This is a genomic window from Veillonella orientalis (assembly GCF_018406505.1).
GTDB classification, from domain to species: Bacteria; Bacillota; Negativicutes; order Veillonellales; family Veillonellaceae; genus Veillonella; species Veillonella nakazawae.
On the sequence record NZ_AP022322.1, the window covers coordinates 544,502 to 567,586 of the forward strand.

Annotated in this window: 19 protein-coding genes; 18 read left to right on the forward strand and 1 reads right to left on the reverse strand. The window is 39.8% G+C overall.

All coding sequences use genetic code 11. The annotated features are described in order from the left end of the window. Nucleotides 1-245 precede the first annotated feature (245 nt). From VEIS1202513_RS02405 to VEIS1202513_RS02460, 12 genes are all read left to right on the forward strand, one after another. On the forward strand, nt 246-5,333 hold the full coding sequence (locus tag VEIS1202513_RS02405) for a TonB-dependent receptor domain-containing protein (protein ID WP_213467740.1): 5,088 nt from the start codon (nt 246-248) through the stop codon (nt 5,331-5,333). A gap of 35 nt (nt 5,334-5,368) precedes the next feature. Then, on the forward strand, nt 5,369-5,986 hold the full coding sequence (locus VEIS1202513_RS02410; protein WP_213467741.1) for a MotA/TolQ/ExbB proton channel family protein: 618 nt from the start codon (nt 5,369-5,371) through the stop codon (nt 5,984-5,986). Between the two features lie 2 nt (nt 5,987-5,988). After that, nucleotides 5,989-6,396: an ExbD/TolR family protein gene (locus VEIS1202513_RS02415; RefSeq protein ID WP_213467742.1), complete on the forward strand. Its 408-nt coding sequence runs from the start codon at nt 5,989-5,991 to the stop codon at nt 6,394-6,396. 2 nt (nt 6,397-6,398) lie between these two features. Further along, the gene (locus tag VEIS1202513_RS02420; protein WP_213467743.1) at nt 6,399-7,193 is read left to right on the forward strand and encodes an energy transducer TonB family protein; all 795 of its coding nucleotides are present in this window, start codon (nt 6,399-6,401) and stop codon (nt 7,191-7,193) included. Nucleotides 7,194-7,255: 62 nt separating this feature from the next. After that, the gene (locus VEIS1202513_RS02425; RefSeq protein WP_213467744.1) at nt 7,256-7,774 is read left to right on the forward strand and encodes a flavodoxin family protein; all 519 of its coding nucleotides are present in this window, start codon (nt 7,256-7,258) and stop codon (nt 7,772-7,774) included. 19 nt (nt 7,775-7,793) lie between these two features. Further along, nucleotides 7,794-9,434 carry a heme anaerobic degradation radical SAM methyltransferase ChuW/HutW gene (gene hutW, locus VEIS1202513_RS02430; RefSeq protein WP_213467745.1) on the forward strand — a complete coding sequence of 547 codons (1,641 nt, stop codon included), beginning with the start codon at nt 7,794-7,796 and terminating at the stop codon, nt 9,432-9,434. A gap of 212 nt (nt 9,435-9,646) precedes the next feature. Then, on the forward strand, nt 9,647-10,663 hold the full coding sequence (locus VEIS1202513_RS02435; protein WP_213467746.1) for a carbohydrate kinase family protein: 1,017 nt from the start codon (nt 9,647-9,649) through the stop codon (nt 10,661-10,663). 10 nt (nt 10,664-10,673) lie between these two features. After that, complete coding sequence (locus VEIS1202513_RS02440; protein ID WP_213467747.1) at nt 10,674-12,035, forward strand: TrkH family potassium uptake protein; 1,362 nt, start codon at nt 10,674-10,676, stop codon at nt 12,033-12,035. 34 nt (nt 12,036-12,069) lie between these two features. Beyond that, nucleotides 12,070-12,720, forward strand: a complete 651-nt coding sequence (locus VEIS1202513_RS02445) for a potassium channel family protein (RefSeq protein ID WP_213467748.1) — start codon at nt 12,070-12,072, stop codon at nt 12,718-12,720. 113 nt (nt 12,721-12,833) lie between these two features. Beyond that, on the forward strand, nt 12,834-13,640 hold the full coding sequence (locus VEIS1202513_RS02450) for a hypothetical protein (protein ID WP_213467749.1): 807 nt from the start codon (nt 12,834-12,836) through the stop codon (nt 13,638-13,640). 13 nt (nt 13,641-13,653) lie between these two features. Continuing rightward, nucleotides 13,654-14,754 carry an AAA family ATPase gene (locus VEIS1202513_RS02455; RefSeq protein WP_213467750.1) on the forward strand — a complete coding sequence of 367 codons (1,101 nt, stop codon included), beginning with the start codon at nt 13,654-13,656 and terminating at the stop codon, nt 14,752-14,754. 135 nt (nt 14,755-14,889) lie between these two features. Beyond that, a complete protein-coding gene (locus VEIS1202513_RS02460) occupies nt 14,890-16,533 on the forward strand; it encodes a vWA domain-containing protein (protein ID WP_213467972.1) in 1,644 nt (547 codons plus the stop codon). Nucleotides 16,534-16,657: 124 nt separating this feature from the next. Here the strand turns inward: VEIS1202513_RS02460 and VEIS1202513_RS02465 are convergent, their stop codons facing one another. Continuing rightward, complete coding sequence (locus tag VEIS1202513_RS02465; RefSeq protein ID WP_213467751.1) at nt 16,658-17,335, reverse strand: metal-dependent hydrolase; 678 nt, start codon at nt 17,333-17,335, stop codon at nt 16,658-16,660. 108 nt (nt 17,336-17,443) lie between these two features. Between VEIS1202513_RS02465 and moaC the strand changes: the two genes are divergently transcribed. The 6 genes from moaC (at nt 17,444) to VEIS1202513_RS02495 (ending at nt 22,945) form a co-directional block, all read left to right on the forward strand. After that, on the forward strand, nt 17,444-17,956 hold the full coding sequence (gene moaC / locus VEIS1202513_RS02470) for a cyclic pyranopterin monophosphate synthase MoaC (RefSeq protein ID WP_213467752.1): 513 nt from the start codon (nt 17,444-17,446) through the stop codon (nt 17,954-17,956). 28 nt (nt 17,957-17,984) lie between these two features. Beyond that, a complete protein-coding gene (gene trmL, locus VEIS1202513_RS02475) occupies nt 17,985-18,470 on the forward strand; it encodes a tRNA (uridine(34)/cytosine(34)/5-carboxymethylaminomethyluridine(34)-2'-O)-methyltransferase TrmL (protein ID WP_129823226.1) in 486 nt (161 codons plus the stop codon). 104 nt (nt 18,471-18,574) lie between these two features. Then, complete coding sequence (locus VEIS1202513_RS02480) at nt 18,575-18,943, forward strand: YlbF/YmcA family competence regulator (RefSeq protein WP_060924059.1); 369 nt, start codon at nt 18,575-18,577, stop codon at nt 18,941-18,943. Further along, a complete protein-coding gene (murB, locus tag VEIS1202513_RS02485; RefSeq protein WP_129823225.1) occupies nt 18,915-19,847 on the forward strand; it encodes a UDP-N-acetylmuramate dehydrogenase in 933 nt (310 codons plus the stop codon). The genes VEIS1202513_RS02480 and murB overlap by 29 nt, the downstream gene beginning before the upstream one ends. A 302-nt stretch (nt 19,848-20,149) precedes the next feature. Beyond that, nucleotides 20,150-21,961: a translational GTPase TypA gene (typA, locus tag VEIS1202513_RS02490; protein ID WP_005385769.1), complete on the forward strand. Its 1,812-nt coding sequence runs from the start codon at nt 20,150-20,152 to the stop codon at nt 21,959-21,961. A gap of 261 nt (nt 21,962-22,222) precedes the next feature. After that, entirely contained in the window at nt 22,223-22,945 is a 723-nt protein-coding gene (locus VEIS1202513_RS02495; protein ID WP_105089507.1) for a DUF4198 domain-containing protein, read from the forward strand. The last annotated feature ends 140 nt before the right edge of the window (nt 22,946-23,085 follow it).

Genomic DNA, 23,085 nt, shown 5'->3' on the forward strand with positions numbered 1-23,085 from the left:
ATGCATTATAGTATTAGTAATATTTAAAATATAAGTGTTTAAGGTTTAGAACTAGTAGGTTATAAAACTTAATATTGTCCGAAATGTATATTTTTGGTCTTTTCGGAGTAGATATGCAAGATACACTTTGCTAACATTAAAATGTAAATGATATTCAATGTCATTATATGTTGGTAGAGTGTATCTTTTTTATTTTGTGTATGAGATACAAAACATATGGTTAGTTAGAAATTGAGGAGGGCACAATGAACCGGTGGGGACATGCAAAACGTAGCATTATTCTATCAAGTGCAGTTGCCTTATGGCTTAGTGCACCGCTTGTAGTGTGGGCGGGGAATGCGACTGTCACGACAGATGTAGTTCATGTTAAAGGAACATGGGCTGAAGAAGAAGCAAAATTGAACTCACAGCAAGTGCAAATCATTACCAAGAAAGAGATTGAAAAGAAACAGGCGAAGTCCGTCGAAGATATTATATTTACTCAAACAGGTGTATCTAGAACCGTTGATGCTATGGGCCGTGTTGGTGTATCCATCCGCGGTGCCGAAGCGCGTCACACACTAATCCTTGTAGATGGTCAACCCGTACTCGGCGATTTTGATAAGTACTCTGGTGCAGCAGACGAAGTCCAACGGCTAGGTACAGAAAACGTTGAACGTATAGAAGTTATCCAAGGTGCTGCCAGTGCTAAATATGGCTCTGATGCTATAGGTGGTGTCGTTAATATCATCACCAAAAAGGCACAAAAGAAACCAACCTTACAATTGAATGCAGAAGGTATGCGTCGTAAGAGCGATGGCGATGCGTTCCCATATCAAAACTTTTTCATTCGTGCCGACTCTGGTCAAATGGGGAAATTAAAGGTCGGTTTATCTGGTAGTAAACGTGATCTTATGCCTGTTTTAGCATCCGTTAAACGTCGTGACTCCGGTATGGCTTTTGATTATGCTAAGCATAACTTTAAACCCAATGTACTTCGTTACTATGGTGATGCGGCCGATATTGGTCTTGTAGCAACTTATGAAGCTAATGATAAGAATAAATTTGAAATGCGTCTCAACCGGTATACAGAAGATCTTGTACGCGATGTTAAGCATTCCGACTCCGACTTAGAGCCTCAACAACACTTTAAACGTACTGCAGATCGTAATACGGCAAACTTGCAATGGTCCTCTCGAGCTGGTAAAAGTGACTGGACTGTTGAAACTAACTACTCCCGCATCAAAGAAAATGACGTAGCCCTCATTAGTTATACTGGTCGTTCTGCTTATGAAGGCTCCAATGAGTTGCGCTATATCGATAATATCGATCACCGTCAATTAGACATTCGAGCTAATGCGAATACACAGCTCAATAAAAATCATCTGCTTAGTTACGGCGTGAGCTATGCTCGCGAAGAAGGTTCTGGTAGCCGTTTAAAGAGCTCTCCTAATACAAGCACTATGTACATCGATCCATGGGACTATGATAAGAGCTTGCTTGTAGATAAACTAGACCGTCTTGTAAGACGTAAAGGCGATAACAGTATTAAGGTATATTCTCACATCCACGACTACAAGTTCATCAATTCCGGTGGCGGTATGCCACAATGGGATATGGATTATGAATACTATGGCGCCGAAACAGATGCTCAAAAACCAGGCATTACATACGATGACTATATAAATTATGGTTTATCTGAAAGCCGATTAAGTGATTGGTCTAGTACATCCCCTAACAATCAACCTGTAACGGATGAGTTTAAAGCTCGTTATAAAGCTTTAGAAGATCGTTTAAAAGCAGAAAATCCTGTATTATCTGCTACACGTGCCAACATCGTAGGTGATTACTTTAAATATGGCGAGTCTAACGATCCAGAAATGCGTAAAAAAGCGCCTAAGTTAAATGGTAAAGCTTTCTTAGAAGAGTACCGTAATCGAGACCAACGATTGACTACTGGTAGCGGTTCAATCCGCAAGTTAAACGCTTATATTTCTGATACTTGGCAAGTAAATAAAAACTTAACATTATCTCCGATTCTTCGCTTTGATAATAGTAGCTTGTTTGGTTCTAACTTATCTGCTTCCTTAGGTATGACCTATAACGTAAATGGTAATACACACCGTAGATTTAAAGCCAATGTAGGTACTGGTTATACAGAGCCTGGTATGGGTGAATTGTGGTATAACTGGGAAATGTACGCTTCTAACCCTGTAGGGATTGGTGTAGCGAAACTCGGTTGGTACTGGGCTGGTAATCCTAATTTGAAACCTGAAAAATCTGTCAACTTTGATATGAGCTTGGAAGGTGAAAATAAAAATACTTATGCGCGCGTAGGCGTATTCCACAACCGCATCAAGAACTATATGTCTGTATACTTCACAGGGGACTTCATGGACTTTGCACCATACCTCAAAGGCGATGCGAAGTACCAACGGGCCCCAGATATGATTTACAGCTTTAAAAATATTGGTAAAGCAGAAATCACAGGTGTTCAAGCGGAAGTACAACAAAAATTCGGCAAATATTGGTCTGGTAAGTTAGGTTATACATACTTGCATGCCATCAACAAGAGCGATCCAAGTATGCCTCGTCAATTGCTTGATAAACCAATGCACAAAGTTGACATCGGTATTACTTATGACAATCCTAAATCCGGTTGGAATGGATCCATTTGGGGTGATTATTATATCAACATGCTTGATAGTAATACCCTTAACAATGGCGGTAACTACTGGCCAGATATCTTATCCGGTGATGCAGGCGTTTATAATAAGCAAACCTATGAAAAGAAAACATTTGGCATTTGGAACGTAATGGTTCAAAAACGATTCAATAAAAATGCCATGATGTACTTTGGTATCAACAATATCTTTAACCATCGCGATGATGACCGTGCTACACAAGAACGGGTATACCGTGTGGGCGTTAACCTTAAATTTGGTGGTGGAGACAGCAGCAAAACTACAGCAATCGGCAAATCCAAGGATGGCAAAACTGTTAATGCAGTAGGGGCCAATACACCTAATGGCGCTAATGGCGAAGTAGTAAATGCTGAATCTGGTGTACAAAATGTAGCAGATGTAGTTCGTTTAACTGACTTTATTCGTTCTGATTTTGATACCACAAAAGAACGTGGTGTTACATTAGTTGGCGACTACAGAGCGCGTTGGATGGCACATGATGGTTCTAACAGACCTCAATCTCCATTTAGAGCTAACTCCGCTATTGGTTCTGCGAAAGCGAATATGTACGATGCTAATCGTCATAGCTTTGAACAACGCTTACGCCTTGGCTTCGATGCACGTCTTAATGAGTTTACAAACCTCAAAGTTATCGGCAGTGCGACTGGCATGAGTGGTGTAGATACAAGCTGGACTCAATCTGATTCTAAAGGCTTTAACCATCAACGACTCGATACAGTGGATCTCACGAGACGCGTTAAAAAATGGGACGTATCTGTGGGCCGCTTAACAGAGCCTATGGGTGCGAGTGGCTATTGGTTCGGTCAATCTTATGACGGTGTTCGTGCCGTTTGGAATGGTCATGACTCTCAGGTTCGTATCGGTGTTGGTACTTTCAAACATAGTACAGGTATCACTGATTCTGCCTATACTCACGCAGTACATGAAGTTATCTACAGACCGCCAACAGCGGCTGAGTTAATCGGTATTAATCGCGATGAATTCCCATACGATATTGAAAGTGCTACTAAAACCGGTTCTGATGGTGAGAAAAAATCTAGTGAAGATACGGCTGCACCAGATAGCCCTAATGGTATTTATGATTCTACTTACAAAGGTAAGACAGATAGCATCTACTTCTATCAACAACTGAAAGACTTGCAAGCTGAATATGAAGCTTATAAAGAAACACTGGATTTAAGCTGGAGTAATCCAAATCGCGATCAAGAGATTGAAAAGGCAAATGCTAAGCTTGCGGAAACACAACAAAAACAAGCTCAAGTGATGAGTCGATTACAAGATATTCTTACAAAGGCATACCCTACAGATATGGCTGAGAAGAAATTCTCCCTCGATATTCCATCTGGTGGTTATGCAATGTATGAAATCACTAATAAGAATACAGGGGAAAAACTCTATAAGACCGGGGACATTATGTATAATGTGAACTCTTCTTTATACCCTGAATACTTAAAAGAAAAGGCTAAAGGTCTTATCATATCTACTGATAATAAAGATGCTTTAGTAAACCCTAAAGCCTATGTTGAAAAACATGGTGACGAAATCAATCAATCCGTAGAAGAAATTGCTAAATATAATGCTACAGATAACTGGAGCAACTATAACAATAGTGAGCTTGATGTGGTTTGGGTTAAACAGCCAGATGGTACTTACAAACAATCCTATGATTACTATGGACAACCATCTAGTGATTATGAGTTCACTGGTTATTTAGGTGCTAAAACGTATAAATACGATAGTGGTAACTATGTATTTAGTGATTATGATGCTAAAGATGCAATTTATAAAAAGAACTTTACAATGGCCTCTAATGACTGGGGTGAAGGTAGTTCTTACTATGGTTGGGGCATGCCAAATGCATTGTTCAATTATATGTATAATCTTGAAAAAGTTGTACATGATGCAGAGTCTGAAAACAAATTACCACGTGAAGCGATTGGTAAGATCATTGGTAACTTGATTCAAACAGAAGGTGTAGTTCTTGAAAAAGATACTGTACCAGCTATCGATAAAGCCGCCTTTGTTCAATACAAGAAACAAATAGGCTCTCGTCTTGGTTTACAAGCATGGTATTTACGCTCCTTTGGTGGTAAAACTCATACATACCTAAATGCAAATGGCAACGGTAATGACGAACATAGCTTCTCCAATGTAGCCCATGTATTTGGTATTGGCGCTAAATATCAATTAGGTTCCAATGCATCTGTTACCGTTGATTACGGCCAAAACCGCTCCAACTTGGGTCGTTATTTAAATGGTAACACTGTATACCAACACGAACGTGGCACAGCAGACTTTGCTCTTAAAGGTCATCAAATGGGTGGTACACCACACTTCTGGATGGCTCGTCTAGATATTGGACGTGCCGACCTAGATATTCCAAAATCTTGGAATGCGTTCATCGATTACAAACACTTTGAACATGGCTCCTTCTTCGGTGGCAATGGTACTGGCGCAGTACCGGATCGTTATCTCGACGGTATACGCAGCTTTACATTTGGTGCTGGCTATGTACCTCGCAAGGATTTACTCCTTGAGGCATTCTACACATTCGATGCGAAGGGCACTAATAAACGAGATACTTTATATGGTAGTGAAAGCTTTAAGTTAGGCGATTATACAAGAATTCAAGGCACCTACAGGTTCTAATGTTCAGTCTGTAAACAGGCAGAAAGGTTACTAATATGGAAAACTTAAATTATGTCATTCACTTGTTTCATAGCGGCGGGTATGTAATGTATCCATTATTACTCTTGTCTTTCATGGTTATCGCTATCGCTACAGAACGAGCTTTCTACTATCGCAAATATGCCAGTAAAACTTTCGTTGTTACCCATGCAGTCAATGAACTAGCAAAATTACAAAATTGGGCAGAAATTGATAAAGTAATCAAAGAAAACCCATCTATTGCGAGCCGTATTGCAGAAGCAGGTTTACATAATGCTTCTAGCGAGGAAGCTATGAAAACAGCCTTTGCTGACCAAATGGGCGTAGACGCAGTAGGCTTCCGTAAATATATGGACTATCTCAGTGCTACCGTTACAATCTCTCCATTATTGGGCCTATTAGGTACAGTAACAGGTATGATTGGTTCTTTCAGCATCCTCGACTCTGGTGCTGGTGCATCTGCCATTACTGGTGGTGTCGGTGAAGCCCTCATCGCCACAGCATCTGGTTTGTGCGTAGCTATCATGGCATTTATTGTGTATACAATCTTTAGTCATCGTTTAGATTCTATTATTAACCAAATTGAAAATATGTGTGTAAGCCTTGTGACTGCTAAACGAGAAGGGTGGAAATAATTATGAATTTACAAAGCTTTCGTATGAAAAGTAAGCCGGAATTCATGATTATTCCAATGATTGATATCATCTTCTTCTTGTTGGTATTCTTCATGATGAACAGCTTACAAACAGTGGCTCAAAAAGCCTTGTCTGTACAATTACCACAGGCGACTAGTGCTTCGTCACCAGCTCAATTGCCTGTAGTACTCACATTAGATGCAGAAGGTCATATTACGATTGATAACAATCCTATGAGCATTGATGATGCTGAGGCAATGGTTAAACAACGTATTCAAGAAAATCCGAATGCCAGTGTTATCTTGCAAGCCGATAAACGGGCTGCCCATGGTCAAGTAGTAGCGATTATGGATATGTTAAAACAATCTGGCGTTAAACGCTTGGCTATTGCAGCTGAACAGAAAGGATAATTATGGGACTAGGCATATCATGGAAAAAAGCAGCCATTATATCCGCCGTAGTTCATCTCATTGCTCTCTTTATTGCGGTCATCTTTTTTGTGGTCGTTCCAGCTATTCAAGATATGGACACCTATGAAGTGGATCTTACACAAAGTGTACTCGATGATGGCGGTAGTGGTCATGCCGGCGGTGGTGGCGGTAATAGGTCAGACCTATTCCCTAAACCACTATCGGCTGATGAAGTGGCGGCAAGAACAAAGGCTGTTGTAGCAAATATTGATCCATCTTCAGCAACAGATATTCCTGATGCAGTAGATGTAGCTCCGAAAGGCGGCGAACATAAAGGTAATACCTCTGGGGATAATTCCGCAGGGGGGGACGGTTCTGGAACTGGTGGTGGTTCCGGTGGTGGTAACGGCACAGGTGTTGGCCCTGGTGATGGGGATGGTCAAGGTCAAGGTAATGGCAATGGCAATGGAAACGGCAATGGTAACAACCATGGTACAGTGAAAGCTGCATTTGATGCGGAAGGGTTCCGTGCAAGAGTGCAAGACAATGCACAAATGCCTTCCATGGCTTTAAAAAGAAAATTACAAGGCGATGTGACTGTACAAGTAACACTTGATACAAATGGTAGTCTTATTGGACAAAGTATCGTATCTTCTACAAATGAAATATTCAATGATGCGGCAATGTCTGCCGTAGTGGCCGCAACACCATATCGAAATCCAACAGGCGAAGATATCGATGTCAAAGTACCAGTTGAGTTTAGAGGTCACGAATCCTCTGATGATGAGGAAGAATAAATGTATCTATGTAATAGATCTATTTTAGTAATATACTCATCCAAGAATTAAAGGAGCTAATTATGAAATCCATTATTTTATATTCTTCCCTCACGGGAAATACAAAAAGCGTAGCGGAAGCAATTGCTTCTGTAATGCCTGAAGGTACACCTTGCGTTCCTGTAAAAGAAGCGCCTGAGAATTTAGTTGATTATGACACAGTATTCGTAGGTTTCTGGGTAGACCGTGGTACAGCGAATAAAGAAGCAGCTAAGTTGATTGAAACCTTAACAAATCCTAACATCGTATTCTTTGCCACATTAGGTATGTATGCAGATTCTGATCATGCTCGTGAAAGTATAGACAAAGCATCTGAATTACTACATAATAAAGAGTCCCTTGTAGATGGTTTTGTATGCCAAGGCAAAATCGACCCTAAAGTAATCGAAATGATGTATAAAATGTTCCCACCTGGATCTGCACATGGTCAAAGTCCTGAACGGGATGCGTTACATAAAGCAGCTGAAACACATCCAGATGAACAAGACTTTGCCAATGCAAAAGAATTCACTAAATCTGTACTTGCAAAGTTGCAAGCCTAAACTGAAAGGGGATTGGAGTATGAGTTTAGCAAGTTTCTTTGAATCCATTCCGGAGAAACAACGCAATCTACAATTAGGTTTAGAATGCGATAATCCGATGAGTGGTGCATTCCCTCATAAACGGGTTGTTCATGCAGGGCTAAATGGTACCTTAGTTTCTCCAAAGGAAACACAAGCCGTTTGGGATACCTTAATGAATGGCACACCTAAAAAGGGTGAAATGCAATGCGCCTATATTCACATTCCATTTTGTAAGACAAAATGCACATATTGTGGCTTCTTCCAAAACGGTACGAGTCAAAGTGTAGAGGACCAATATATTGATGGTCTTGTTAGCGAGTTAAAACTAGCTAGTGAGCGTCCAAGATTAAAAGATGGATTAATCCACGCCGTATTTATCGGCGGTGGTACACCAACATCGCTATCTCCATCAAACTCTGAACGATTGTTGAAAGCAATTAAAGAGTATTTGCCACTAGCTAACGATTACGAGCTTACCTTAGAAGGCCGTATTCACGATTTGATTCCTGAAAATCTCGATGTTTGGATGGCAAACGGCATAAACCGCATGTCTATTGGTGTACAATCTTTTAACACAGAAGTTCGTCAAATGGTAGGCCGACTAGATACGAAAGAAACCGTATTAGAACGGTTGGCTGCGTTAAAAGCCTATGGTCAATGTTCTGTTGTTATCGACTTAATCTATGGTTTGCCTGGTCAAACTATGGAGGTTTGGGAACAAGATTTAGCTGATTTAGTAAGCTCTGGCGTAGATGGTGCTGACCTATATCAATTGAACGTATTTGATGGCAGTGATCTTAATAAAGATATTGCAAAAGGTAAGGTGCCAGCTGCTGCGACAACAGCAATGCAAGGAGATATGTTCAAATTCGGTCGTAAGTACCTTGATGAGCGTTCCTATCGCCGATTAAGCGCAGCTCACTGGAGCGCTAATAATCGTGAACGTAGCTTGTATAATATCTTGGCTAAAGCGGGCGTGCCTATGTTCCCATTTGGTAGCGGTGCCGGTGGTAATGTCGATGGGTACGGCATGATGTTACATCGTGCATTAAAGCCATACGAAGATATGGTTAGTCGCGGTGAAAAACCATTTATGGCTCTTATGAAACAAAGTGAGTTACAACCCGTCGTAAATCAAGTGGTAAGCCAACTTGAACAAGGGTTCCTCAATATTATGAGTTTAGTAACACTAGATCCAAGACTAGAAGAATTAAACTGGCTCTATAAATTATGGGAAGAACGTGGTCTTGTAGCTTACAATGGATTGCTTTATAAATTGACTGCAGCTGGTGAATTCTGGACTGTAAATCTTACACAAAGTACTTTGGAGGCTGTGGAGTATATCATGACTGGTAAAAACTCCTTCGCTATGGAAGCGGTGGCCGCCCAAGATACGAAAACAACGTCTAAAGATAATCCTAACCAAGAGGTACGTGGTATTGGTCAAGGTAAAGCTAATATTTCCGTACCAACAGATGAAGATTCCGAAGCACAACGCAAGGAAGCCCTTATAGCTAAGGCAAAAGCAGAAATTGCCAAAAGTGGTGCATCTGGTGAGTCAGCAGAGCGAATGGTACAGGCTATGTACAATTTGAGTGCTGATGAAATTGAATATATGATGGAACGTATGATGTCTTAACCTGTTATATTACACCTTATATCTAACAACCTTTCTCACACACAACATATACTAAATAAGACAAATTACGTGACATACAGTACACTTTGTAGTACAAAGTAGCCCCAGACCATGGTCTGGGGTTTACTTTTTATAAGGTGAAAGGTATTCTGTAACTATAAGAAGTAATATTGTTGTATGAATAGTTATGTTTTCGGAGTTAGGAGATTAGTATGAGTACATTTCCTCAAAAACATATAGATATTGTTGGCATAGGTGCCAGTACATTAGATCGATTTATCGTCGTCGATCATTATCCTACAGGCCGTGAGGTACAACAAGTCGTATCGTCTACTACAGATGGTGGTGGGCCAGTGGCTACAGCACTAGCGGTGGCAGGAAAATATGGTGCCCGTACAGCTATGATTGATAGCATTGGTGAGGACATGGTAGGTCGTCATATATTAGATGACTTTGAAAAATATAATGTTAATACAGAGGCAATTCAAGTTGAACGCGGTGCTAAGAGCGGTGTGGCAACAATCCTCGTAAAACAGAGTACTGGTGAACGTGCTGTATTTTTTGAACGGTCTACTGCAACTGAGCCTGAATTTTTAGATACCCATAAGCAGCTCATAGAATCTGCCTATATTCTGCATATCAATGGTCGACATCGCCAACTCATGCGCTCTGCTATGGCCGTTGCAAAAGAGGTTGGTACAATTATTTCTCTTGACGGTGGGGCACAGCGCTACGACGAAGAGATGAAACCGATTACAGAAGCCAGTCATATCGTTATCGTAGCTCGTGATTATGCTGAAAAATATACGGGTACAACTAATTTAGAAGAGGCTTGTCGTATCATTCATGAACGAGGTGCATGTATTGCAGGTGTTACAGATGGTGCTAATGGCAGTTATTTTGTATGGCCTGATGGAACATTTTATCGATGTAAACCATTTACTCAAGCTACCGTAGTAGATACAACGGGGGCTGGGGATAGCTTCCATGGGGCTTTTTTAGCTAATTTAGTACATACAATTAGTCATATGAAGGGGCAAGACACAACTTCGACGACTAAGCATGACCGTGCATCTATACATGCTGTAGAGTTGCTAAAAGCTTGTGCGCATTCCGATTTAGAGAAGGCCGCTATTTTTGCATCTGCAGTAGCTTCTTTAAATACACAAGGCATAGGCGGGCGCAGTCCACTACCAACGTTAAAGTCAGTGCAGGAACTAATAGGATAGGACTACAGTTATGTGGAAAAATACTTCAAAAAATCAAGTTCAGCAATATATGCAACAAAATCCTTATCGCCTATTAGCCCTTAGCTTTTTTGCTACCATGACTATAGGGACGATATTACTCATGTTGCCCATATCACATGCTCAAGGCCATAGTACAACGCTTGTAGATGCAGCTTTTACCGCAGTATCTTGTGTTTCTGTAACAGGATTGTCAACAGTAGATACCTATCATCATTGGTCCTTGTTTGGCAAAATTGTCATGGTAATCCTTATCCAATTAGGTGGTTTAGGGATTGTTTCCTTTACCACTATTATTGCTCTAGTATTAGGGCGACGGGTAGGTCTGAAAAATCGCGTGCTTTTGTCAGAGGATGTAGGGCAAGATGGTATGAAAGGGCTTTTACATATTACGAAGAAGTTAACCATTTATACCTTTTGTGTCGAAATAATTGGTGGTATTATCTATACCATTCAGTTATATCCCTATATTGGTGATGCTGCTTTATATACGGGGATTATGCAATCTATTTCCAGCTTTTGTAATGCAGGATTTATATTCTTTGATAATGATTTACCTTATGCTATGGTGGGTGATGTATTATTTAATATAAATACAATGGCCCTTATTGTAATAGGTGGTTTTGGTTATCTTGCAACTTTTGATATTTGGTCGCATCGCAAGCTACGACGATTTGTAGATTTAAAACTACATACAAAAATAATGTTAGTTGGTACAACGGCGCTCATTCTTTTAGGGACTATTATTTTCTTGGGGGTTGAGTGGGCGAATCCAAAAACGTTTGGCCCTTTACCTATATGGAACAAGGTCATGGCATCTCTGTTTCAATCGATTACACCTCGTACAGCGGGGATTGCAACTGTAGATTATAATGATTTACATCCAATTACACTGTTTATTACCATCATTTTTATGTTTATTGGGGCAGGTCCTAACTCTACAGGGGGCGGTGTTAAGATTAGTACTATTGCCGTCGCTTTTCTAGCATCGCGTACATTATTTAATAACCGTCCTGATACAGAGGTTTTTGAACGTCGTATTTCGTTGGTTACTGTACTTAAGGCAAATGGGATAATCTTTTTATCTATCCTTCTTGTTTTACTTGCTACTTGTTATTTGGCTTGGGATGAGCCATATGACTTTATTCGACTGCTTTTTGAGGTAACTTCTGCCTTTGGGACCGTAGGTCTTACAACGGGTATTACACCTGATTTATCTGAAAGTAGTAAATGGGTGTTAATGCTTGTCATGTTTACAGGTCGTGTAGGGGTTATGACTGTTATTGGTACTTGGGCGCTAAGAACGGCACCGACTAAACCAATTAGCTATGCAGAAGAGCGTGTATTGTTATAAAAATAGATTAGATTGAATATAAAAGGGGGCATATATGAAACATAAAACGATAGTAGTAATAGGTCTTGGTCAATTTGGTGGCACTGTTGCCAAGATGTTAGCTTCCATGGATCATGAGGTATTAGGTGTAGATATTGATCCAGAAGTTGTACAGAAAATTTCGCCATTTATAACACATGCTATAGTTGCAGATACAACCGATGAAGAGGCAATCAAAGAATTGGCCCTAAGCCAGTTTGATATGGTTATTGTAGCTATAGGTGGAAATCTTCAAGCTAATTTAATGACAGCTATGCTTCTTAAAGAATTAAATGCACCTAAAATTGTGGCCAAGGCTGAAAATAATATACAAGGCAAAATGCTTCATAAAATAGGTGTAGATCAAGTGATTTACCCTGAATACGATATGGCATTACGCCTTGTACAGTTTTTAACTAGAGACCATGTGATGGATTATTTACAACTATCTAAAAATATTAGTCTCATAGAAATTAAGGTGCCAACATTCTTGGTAGGGTCTAACTTAAAGGATTCTAATTTGCGTGAGAAATATAATCTTAATGCAGTAGGCATAAGACGCGGTGAAGATTTAGAAGTTCCACCAAACCCAATTACCATTCTCGGTGAAGATGATAAATTATTAGTAATTGGGAATAATTCTGATTTAGATGCATTGACGGTGTAGTAAGTATACGAAAGAGATATAATTATATCGAAAAAATGTGATACAATAAAAATAGAATTCAGTATAGGCCATACGTATTCGTATGGCCTTTTTAAATAGAAATGAAGGTTAGTATGACAGAAGAACAATACATAACGGCGCTGACCAATAACCCCCATGGAATTCGGAATATTCCAAACCCTACAGAAGCAATGCAACTTACCTGCGTAGCTCAAAATGGCATGTTGTTGCAATACATTAAAGAACCTACCGAAAAGGTTATTGAAACGGCGCTTTCACAATCACCACGAGCCATACAATTCGTGGAACATCCTACAGAAGAACTATTACAGGCCTTGGTGAAAAAAGATTGGGCTGTTTTAGAATATATCGATACCCCATCTGATGCAGTTGTTCAATGTGCACTCGATCAATCTGGGTGGGCTATTCGCTATATTGCAAATCCATCTGAAGCACTGCAGTTAGAAGCTGTAAAGTCCAACTACGATGCTTTGCAATATATTAAGGAGCCTAGTGAAGCCGTACAATTGCAAGCCGTTAAAGAAAATTATTTGGCTTTGCGCTATATTGATGAGCCTAGCGTAGCCGTATTAGAAGCAGCAGTTAAACAAGATTCTCAAGCGATGCGGCAAATTACAAAGCTTACAAAGGACTTGGCATTGCACCTATTTGGTGTAAGTGCTGCCACACTCGGGTATATACCAAATAATTTAGGTGTCACTGTGGACGAAATTAAATCGATCATCATTAGCGCCATCTCTAGTGATACAGCTGATGAAGACTATATTCGTGAATTGATTAACAACCAAGCTATCGGTGGTCGCCAATCTAAATGGCATATCGACTTATTGTCACTTATAGACGCTTATGGAACTAGGGCTGTTAAGAAAATTGCAGTCAGTGAATATTTGAAGTATTAGAAATGGAGACACAATGAACTTTATAGATACAATGGCAAGTGTAGAATTAGTGCTTGCTGCTAATCAAGTGCCTTTGCTCGTTGGTGAAACGGGCATTGGTAAAACATCTCTTGCGGTACGCGTAGCTACTGTGCATGACTGGGAATTGGTAACCATTGATGGAAATCTTTTAAAAGAAGGTGAAATTGGTGGTTTACCAACTGTAGAATCTGTAACACATACAGATGGTCGTGGTAACACACATTCTGTAAAGACTACAGTGTATGCTGTACATCATACGTTGGAACATGTGGCTCAAGCTGTGGATAAAGGTCGTCAAGTATTACTATTTATCGACGAAATTAACCGTGCTGAACATGCCGTGCAACAGGAGTTAATGAATCTTATCTTGAATCGTGAAATCAATGGCTTCTCTTTAAGTGATCAAGTGCGTATCATCGCCGCTATGAACCCTGAGGATTCTTTTGACTACCAAACTATCGACATGGACCCGGCACAACAAAACCGTTTCGTATGGCTCTATATGAATGCCGATTATATGCAATGGATTGACTGGGCGATAGGTGCTGGTATTGAGGAAAAAGTTATCGAATTCATTTCTTCCTATCCAGAGTATTTAAATCAACGACATGAAGATGATATTGATGCTACACCACGCTCCTTTGAACGCGTATCTGGCCTGTATACGATTTATAAAAACCAAGAAGATTCAGCCTATAGTCGCGATGTATTTATGAATGTTATCTGCGGTAACGTAGGTAAACTTATTGCCGAGGCGTTTGTAAACTTTATTGAGTCAGACCAAGAACCACTTATTACCTTTGATGATGTATTGGCGGCGGTTCAAAAGCCAGGAGCCATTATGTCTATGGCTGAACAGGTTAAAAGTGAAAGTCCAACACGCTTATACGTAGCGGCTAAAAATATGTTGCATCGTTTAAACCGCAATAGCAATGCCGAAGAAGTTCATCACTTCATTGAATTCCTTACATTGTATCCAGGTGATCTACGCGTAGCAGTTATGAAAGATTTACGAAACACTTATGAACGGGTATACGCCTATGCGATTGAAGATGACTTGTTCATCGATACCTTCTTTGAAGCACAAAAATAGTTCTGCTCCATAGTTAATTAAATGAAGCTGTCTATATGGATAAAGAAATTTAGCGAATGATTGGGGATACAATAACCAATATATAAAACATGATATACATAAAATCTGATGTTAAACGAAAAAGGAGGTGGAATGATGCAACGAAATTTAGATAAAGATGATATTCGCGATGCGTCTGACTTACTGACGCATATTGATGGTTGGGAAAAAACTGGCTCTTATGATGCGGATGCCATTGAGGCTCTCGATCGTTGGCATGCAAAACGGGAACGTATTCATCGTGAAGCAGAGGCCTTGTACACACAAATCTATGCTGCCTACGAAGCCTATGTAGATAGTTATGAAGCACAACATCATAGCATGGAACCAGAACGCATAGCGGCGGACTTGATGAATCACAATATGTCAGACAGTCATATAGGGACCATAGGACGCGCCTTAGATGAGATACAAATTGAAGGCACCGATTTTGCGATAATGCAACAAGCCGTTATGACACCTGCCTTTGAGCAACGATTATGGAATATTTTACATGATGTAAATAGCTTACTCCTTGAAGAAGACCAATTCTTTGGTTATTTCTATTTACAAATGGCTCATCGTATTCGTTTTGATATGACCAGTGCCTTCGGTATTAACTTAAAACAAGGTGGCTATGTATTATATGTAAATCCTTTTATCTTACTACGCCAGCCACCAGATGTTATGAAAGATGGCATTAAGCGTGAAATTCTACATATTATTTCTGCACATTTGATGCGCGTAAAAACATTGAGTCAAAGCTTTAATAAAACGGCTGTACATATGGCGATGGATATGGTTGTAAATGACTACTTAGAACATGTTGATCGTGATGCGGTTACTGTAGCCAATGTAAATGAACGTTTTGGATTGATGCTCAAACGATTCCGTACCATTGAGTATTACGCCAAGGCCATCGATAAGGCGATGAAGGAAAAGCCTGAACTCTTTGTACCCGTAGATAATTCTGATACAGCTGTAGCTATGGAGTTTGATCCTCAAACTAGCCATGATATTTGGGATGAATCTGATTCCATTGATACGGATACGATGGACCAAATTACGGAGCGCTATATCAACGAAGCCTCAAAAGGTGATATGGAAGGATATGTGAAGAGTCTCATCGATACCTTCCAAAAGACGCGTCGTGCTCTTCCGTGGTATTTCTACCTTAAAAAGCTCATGGGCAAGGTAGCAAGTGGGTACAAGAAAACGACGATGCGTCGCAATCGTCGTCAACCTGAGCGCTTGGAGTTGTCTGGTACCTTGCGTCAACATAAAGCTAATGTATGGGTTGCTCTCGATATGAGTGGTAGTATTACCGATGCAGAGTTTACGAACGCGTTAGAACAAGTACTGCAAATTGTACATGCCTATAACCATCGCATTACCGTTGTAGAATGTGATAATGAGGTGCGCCGTACTTATACGATGGAATCAGTAAAAGATGTAAAGCCTCGCCTTGATGTGCGCGGTGCAACAGCTTTCTCGCCAGTATTTTCTTTAGCCAATCAAAACCGTGTGGATTTATTGGTTTACTTCACGGATGGCAAAGGCGAGGAACGATTACGAGAGGCTCCGAAAGGGTATAAGGTTTTATGGGTTCTTACAGGGGAAAAGCCTCAACTATCTCTTCATAATCCGTATGGCATGGTTCGTGAACTAGGTTATGTAGGTGTAGATGAAACACAAGATATAGATGAATTTGTACGTATGTCTAGTCGTAGTGGCTTTTCTATGGCTAACCAAGAGGTATAAGCTGCTTTATAAAGGTGAGCAGTGATATATTTTGGTTTAACCTAGAGGAGCGTTTATAAAAGCATATAAAAATGACGCAATTCCTTAGAATTGCGTCATTTCTACGTAGGTGTTATTTTTTATTTTAGTTATTGAGCTCGATCGAGGAACCTGGATCGATAATGAGGGCTGTTTGATTGTATTTGCCTTCAACTAAGCTTGTAAATACACCTGGTTCACGGTCGATAACAGGCCATGTTTTGTAGTGAATTGGAATGGAGATACGCGCTTTTACATAAGAAGCGGCAAGAGCTGCATCTTCAACACCCATCGTGAAGTTATCACCGATAGGAAGTAAAGCGTAGTCAATATCGCCAAAGCGATTCAACAACTTCATATCGCTAAAGAGTGCTGTATCACCTGCGAAGTATACAATATCTCCGTAGAAGTCTACGATACAACCTGCTGCATGACCGCCAGGGATACCTGCGCCGTGGAAGGCTGGAACTATGCGAACAGAACCGAATTCAAAGTCAAATTTACCGCCTAAATGCATAGCATGAGCACGGCAACCAGCAGCTGCTGCTTTACCTGCTATCTCGGCAGTAGAGATAACGAGCGCATCATTTTCTTTGGCGATGTATTCTGTATCGCCGTAATGGTCGTCATGACCATGGCTAACAAAGATATATTGGCATTTGATATCTTCTTTTTTAGCGGTATCCCATGTATTACCTGTTAAGAATGGGTCGAAAATCATGGACACATCACCGCGTGTTAGCATAAAGCAAGCATGACCGAAATAAGTTAGTTTTGTTTTCATAGGAACACTTCCTTCCTTATACATATAAATCTTAATTCTATTGTATAATATAACTAATGAAAATAAAACTATTGATGATAATTTATGCATAATTAGTAAGGATATAGTATGGATTTAACACATTTTGATCAAGATGGTAATGCTTGGATGGTGGATGTATCCGATAAGGATGTCACATCTCGCACAGCTATCGCAGAAGGATTCATAGCAATCAATGATGCAATTTATGAGCGCATTACTGCAGGTACTATAAAAAAGGGCGATGTCCTTAGTGTTGCACAACTAGCTGCTATTATGGGGGCTAAGCAAACGAGCAATCTCATTCCTCTTTGTCATCCATTAGCGCTCACAAAGGTTGAGGTTCACTGCTCTTTAGTAGATGGTGAAAGCCCTGCTTGCACTGATGAAAATCATAACAAGGCCGTCAAGGTACGTGCCATCGTTAAGACTACGGGAAAAACGGGCGTTGAAATGGAAGCCCTTACAGCTGTACAAGTGGGATTGCTCACCGTATACGATATGTGTAAGGCCATTGATAAAGGCATGATTATGGGACCTACATATCTCGTAGAAAAAGAAGGCGGGAAAAGTGGACATTTTGTGCGTTCCTTTGTAGAATAATATAGATATAAAGAATAGGGGAACGAAAATGGAAATAGTACTTTATGAGCCAGAAATCCCTGGCAATACAGGAAATATAGCGCGTTTATGCGCAGCTAATCATATGACCCTACATCTTATCAAACCACTTGGTTTTTCTATCGACGATAAGCACGTGAAACGAGCTGGTCTCGATTATTGGCATTTGGTAGATGTACAGGTACATGAAAATATTCAAGAGTTGTATGCGAAATATCCTAATCGTAGATATTTCTACGCTACTACAAAAGCAAAGCATACCCACTCCGAGGTAAAGTATGAAATCGGGGATATGCTCGTATTTGGCCCTGAATCAAGAGGCTTGCCTGAAAGCTTATTAGAAGGTGTTGAAGAAACATGTATTCGCATACCAATGGTAGATGAGGCGCGTTCTTTAAACTTATCTAACGCAGTCGCCATTATTGCCTATGAAGCTATGCGCCAACTTGATTATCCAGATCTTAAAGCCGAAGGCAACTGGATTCAACCTAAATAAATATACTTTCACTATTGAGATATATACAATAAATATGTATTAGAAATTCTACCCAATCTACATGAGAGGTAGTATTTTGACAGGTGTTGTTAGAGGAGGATATTATGAACTACGATAAAGCTCATGATTTAGCTCACGCTATGCGTGAATCCGAAGAGTACAAAGAATTAATGGCAGCTCAAGAAGCTTTGAAAGCTGACGCAGTAGCGGCGGCGTTGGTACGCACATTTATGGCACAACAAATGCAATGGGAATACGCAAAGTTGTCTGGTGCACCAGAAGCTGATGAATTGCAAAAGAAACAAGAGGAATTGATGCCTCAAATTCAAGAAAATGCTGCAGCGGCTGCTTATTTACAAGCACAAATGCGTTGGAGCCAAATCTCTAATGATATTTATAAAATCATTAGCGAACCAATCACTGAGGGGATGAAAGTGTTAGATCATGGCGAACAACAACAACCAAAGCATTAAGGACTTAAAAGAAGCCTTATTAGAGAAATTACCTAGTACACGTGTACGAGAACAGGAACTGCTTTGTCATCATACGACATTTAAAATTGGTGGTCCTGCTGATTTATTTATTGAACCTACGACGATGGATGAGTTGAGCTTTACGCTACGCAAGATTCACGAATTACAAGTGCCTGTAACTATTATTGGTTGCGGCTCCAATATTTTGGTGAAAGATGGTGGTATTCGCGGTGCTGTCGTATCGGTTCGACATATGACACAAATCATGGATTGCAATGATAATGTATTATGCATTGGTTCTGGTTATATGTTAAAAGATGCTTCTGAATTTGCTTGGGAAAACGGACTATCTGGCCTTGAATTTGCCATTGGTATTCCAGGTACACTTGGTGGTGCTGTATTTATGAATGCAGGTGCTTATGACGGGGAAATGAGCCATGTGGTCACTTCAGTACTAGCTGTAGACTTCGAGGGCAATATTAAGGAGTACGATGCATCTCACTTAGATTTTGGATATCGTCATAGCGTATTCCACGATAATCATGAGGTTATTGGAGAGGTTATTATGACGTTACAACCTGGTGATAAGGATGCTATTAAGGCTCGCATGGATGAGCTCACAGAAAAGCGCGAATCTAAACAACCTTTAGAGTATGCTAGCGCGGGTTCAACCTTTAAGCGCCCACCAGGGTATTTTGCAGGTACTTTGATTGAACAAACAGGTCTTAAAGGATTATCTGTTGGTGATGCACAAGTATCTCATAAGCATGCTGGCTTTGTTATCAATACTGGTAATGCTAAAGCTAAAGATGTACTTGATCTTATTAAAGAAGTACAAAAACGCGTATATGATCAACATGGTGTACATCTGGAGCCAGAAGTACGTATGATTGGTGAAGATTGATAAAAACTAAATATTAATACAAGATTTCTTATGTGACGTTCCTTTTATCTTATTTGAGGCAAGGTAGCATAAGAAATCTTTTTTTATACCATATGCTTATGTAGCTAATTTAGTCTTAAGATGAGTCAAAAGTATAATCAAATGTAGAAATTACCATGATTAGAAATCCTGTATTTCTTTGACTTTTTTCTATAGACTACGTTATAATTAAGTGTTGCCAATTTTGGGAATATACCTACATAGCTACTTTCACAAGCGCTATGTGATATAGAATATACTAAAGGAATTAAAGGGAGGATCTTATGATTCGCGAAAATCTTCGTAATGTAGCGATTATCGCCCACGTTGACCATGGTAAAACTACTTTGGTGGACGCGTTATTAAAACAAAGCCATGTGTTCCGTGAAAATGAAAAAGTAGCAGAACGCGTAATGGACTCCAACGACTTGGAACGTGAACGCGGTATTACTATTTTGTCTAAAAACACGGCTGTTATGCATGATGGCATTAAAATCAACATCGTTGATACTCCAGGCCATGCTGACTTCGGCGGCGAAGTAGAACGTGTACTTAACATGGTTGACGGCGTATTGCTTCTTGTAGATGCTTATGAAGGTCCAATGCCTCAAACTAAATACGTTTTACGTAAAGCTTTAGAACAAAAATTGAAACCAATCGTAGTTATCAACAAAATCGACCGTCCTGACCAACGCGTTAAAGAGGTTGAAGATGAAGTTCTTGAATTGTTCATGGAACTTGAAGCTGATGATGACCAACTAGATTTCCCTGTAGTATACGCATCTGCTCGTGCTGGTGTGGCTAAAACTAACTGGGATGACGAAGCTGTAAATATGGAACCATTGTTTGAAACATTGATCGAAGAAATTCCTGCACCACAAGGTGATTTGGAAGGTCCTCTTCAATTCATGGTTACTACACTTGATTACGATAACTTCATCGGTAAAATCGCAGTAGGCCGTATCGTTCGCGGTAAAATGAAACCTAACCAACAAGTAGCTATCATGACTGGTGAAAGCACTCGTAAAGCGAAAATCGGTCGTGTATATACATACAATGGTTTGAACCGTGTTGAAACTGACGAAGCTGAAATGGGTGATATCATTGCGTTCGCTGGTATCGACGATATCAATATCGGCGAAACTGTAGCAGATGCTGAAAATCCTGAAGCATTACCATCCATCTCCATCGACGAACCAACATTGTCCATGGTATTCTCTGTAAACAACTCTCCATTCGCAGGTCGCGAAGGTGAATTCGTTACATCCCGTCACTTACGTGATCGTTTGTTCCGCGAAGTAGAAACTAACGTTTCTATGAAGGTAGAAGAAACTGATTCTGCAGATGCTTTCAAAGTATCTGGCCGTGGCGAATTGCATTTGGCTGTATTGATCGAAACTATGCGTCGTGAAGGCTATGAATTACAAGTAGGTAAACCTCGCGTAATTTTCAAAACTATTAACGACAAATTGTGCGAACCATTAGAAGCATTGACTATCGACGTACCTCAAGAATTCATGGGTACTGTAATGGAAAATCTTGGTCAACGTAAAGCTGAATTGACTAACATGGTTGAGTTAGCTGGTTACCTTCGCATGGAATTCGTAATTCCTGCACGTGGTTTGATCGGTTTCCGTGCACAATTCTTAACAGCTACAAAAGGTAATGGTATCATGAACCATGTATTCCATGGTTATGCACCATACAAAGGCGAAATTCCTTCCCGTACACGCGGTGCCTTGGTAGCATTCGAAAATGGCGAAACTACTCCATATGGTTTGAACTCTGTTCAAGACCGTGGTACATTGTTCGTTGGTCCTAACCAAGACGTGTACGCAGGCCAAGTTATCGGTGAAAACACTCGTGAACTTGATATGGATGTTAACCCATGTAAGAAAAAACACGTTACTAACATGCGTTCTAGCTCCTCTGATGAAGCAGTTCGCTTGACTCCACCTCGTATCTTCTCCTTGGAACAAGCTCTTGAGTGGATCAACGATGACGAACTTGTTGAAGTAACACCTGAAAGTATTCGTATGCGTAAAACAATCCTTGATCGTAACGCACGTGCGAAAGCTGCTAAAAACAAAAAATAATATCCTTAGTGATATAAAACGACGCTCCTATGGGGGCGTCGTTTTTGTTATATATAACAAAGAAGATATTCCTATTTATTATATTCATATGAAAAATTGGTGATAATTTTATCATTTATGATTAATAGGAATATAGAACCTTGTATATACTTACTTTGCATAAAGTCTTGCTGATAGGGGTATCGGTATATACGGAATATCCATGACGATGTATAATAATAGCAAGTTTCTTGAAACTAGTTATTGATTATGGAGGTTCTTATGAATAAGAAAATTCTAGCTTCTTTATTTGCTGTAGGTTTAGCTGCAGGTAGTGTATGCTCTTCTGTTGATGCACATGGTGTGTTCTTCGCTAACCGTACAGATGAAAAAGTACTTGTATTAGGTGAGGGTCCTGTAGATAATGCTTATAGTGCAGATATGGTAAAAAATATTACTGGATATGATGTACAAGGCAAACAAATTCCTGTACAAGTTGTGAAGCATGAAAAAAATGTAGCTATTATTCCACCAGCAGACCTTGGTGTAACTGTAACTAATTTTGATTATGGCTACTGGACTAAGACTAAAGATGGTAAAACAATTCATAAACCAATCACCGAAGTTCCTGGTGCGGTTAAGAGTACACATGCTATCAAATATGATGTTCATTACTGGAATGCACAAGCAAAACCATTTGTAGATAAGAATGCATTTATTCAAATTGTACCTTCTGTTAATCCATTGACATTAAGAAAAGGTGATACATATGAAATCCAAGTGTTTAAAGATGGTAAACCATATGCGAATGCACCTCTTATCAAAGATTTAGTAAATGATTTAACTGGTGAAGCTAAAGCAGATGAAAATGGTAAAGCTACTGTAGCTGTTACAGCAGATGGCTTAAATGTAGTAGGTGTTGAAGTTGCATTCCCTACACAAAATAAAGGGGAACAAAATAAATACTTTAGTGCATTGTCCTTCCTTATTTCTCCTGAAGAATAATAATTAGTAATTTTAGTACTTGCCGAGTGTGTGAGTTAATAGAAGACCTCCTTAGTTGGACTAAGGGGGTCTTTTTGTGCTTTTTAGGTGTTATAAATTTTATGTGATTTAGTGAGAGTATTATAAGCATGATATAAGAA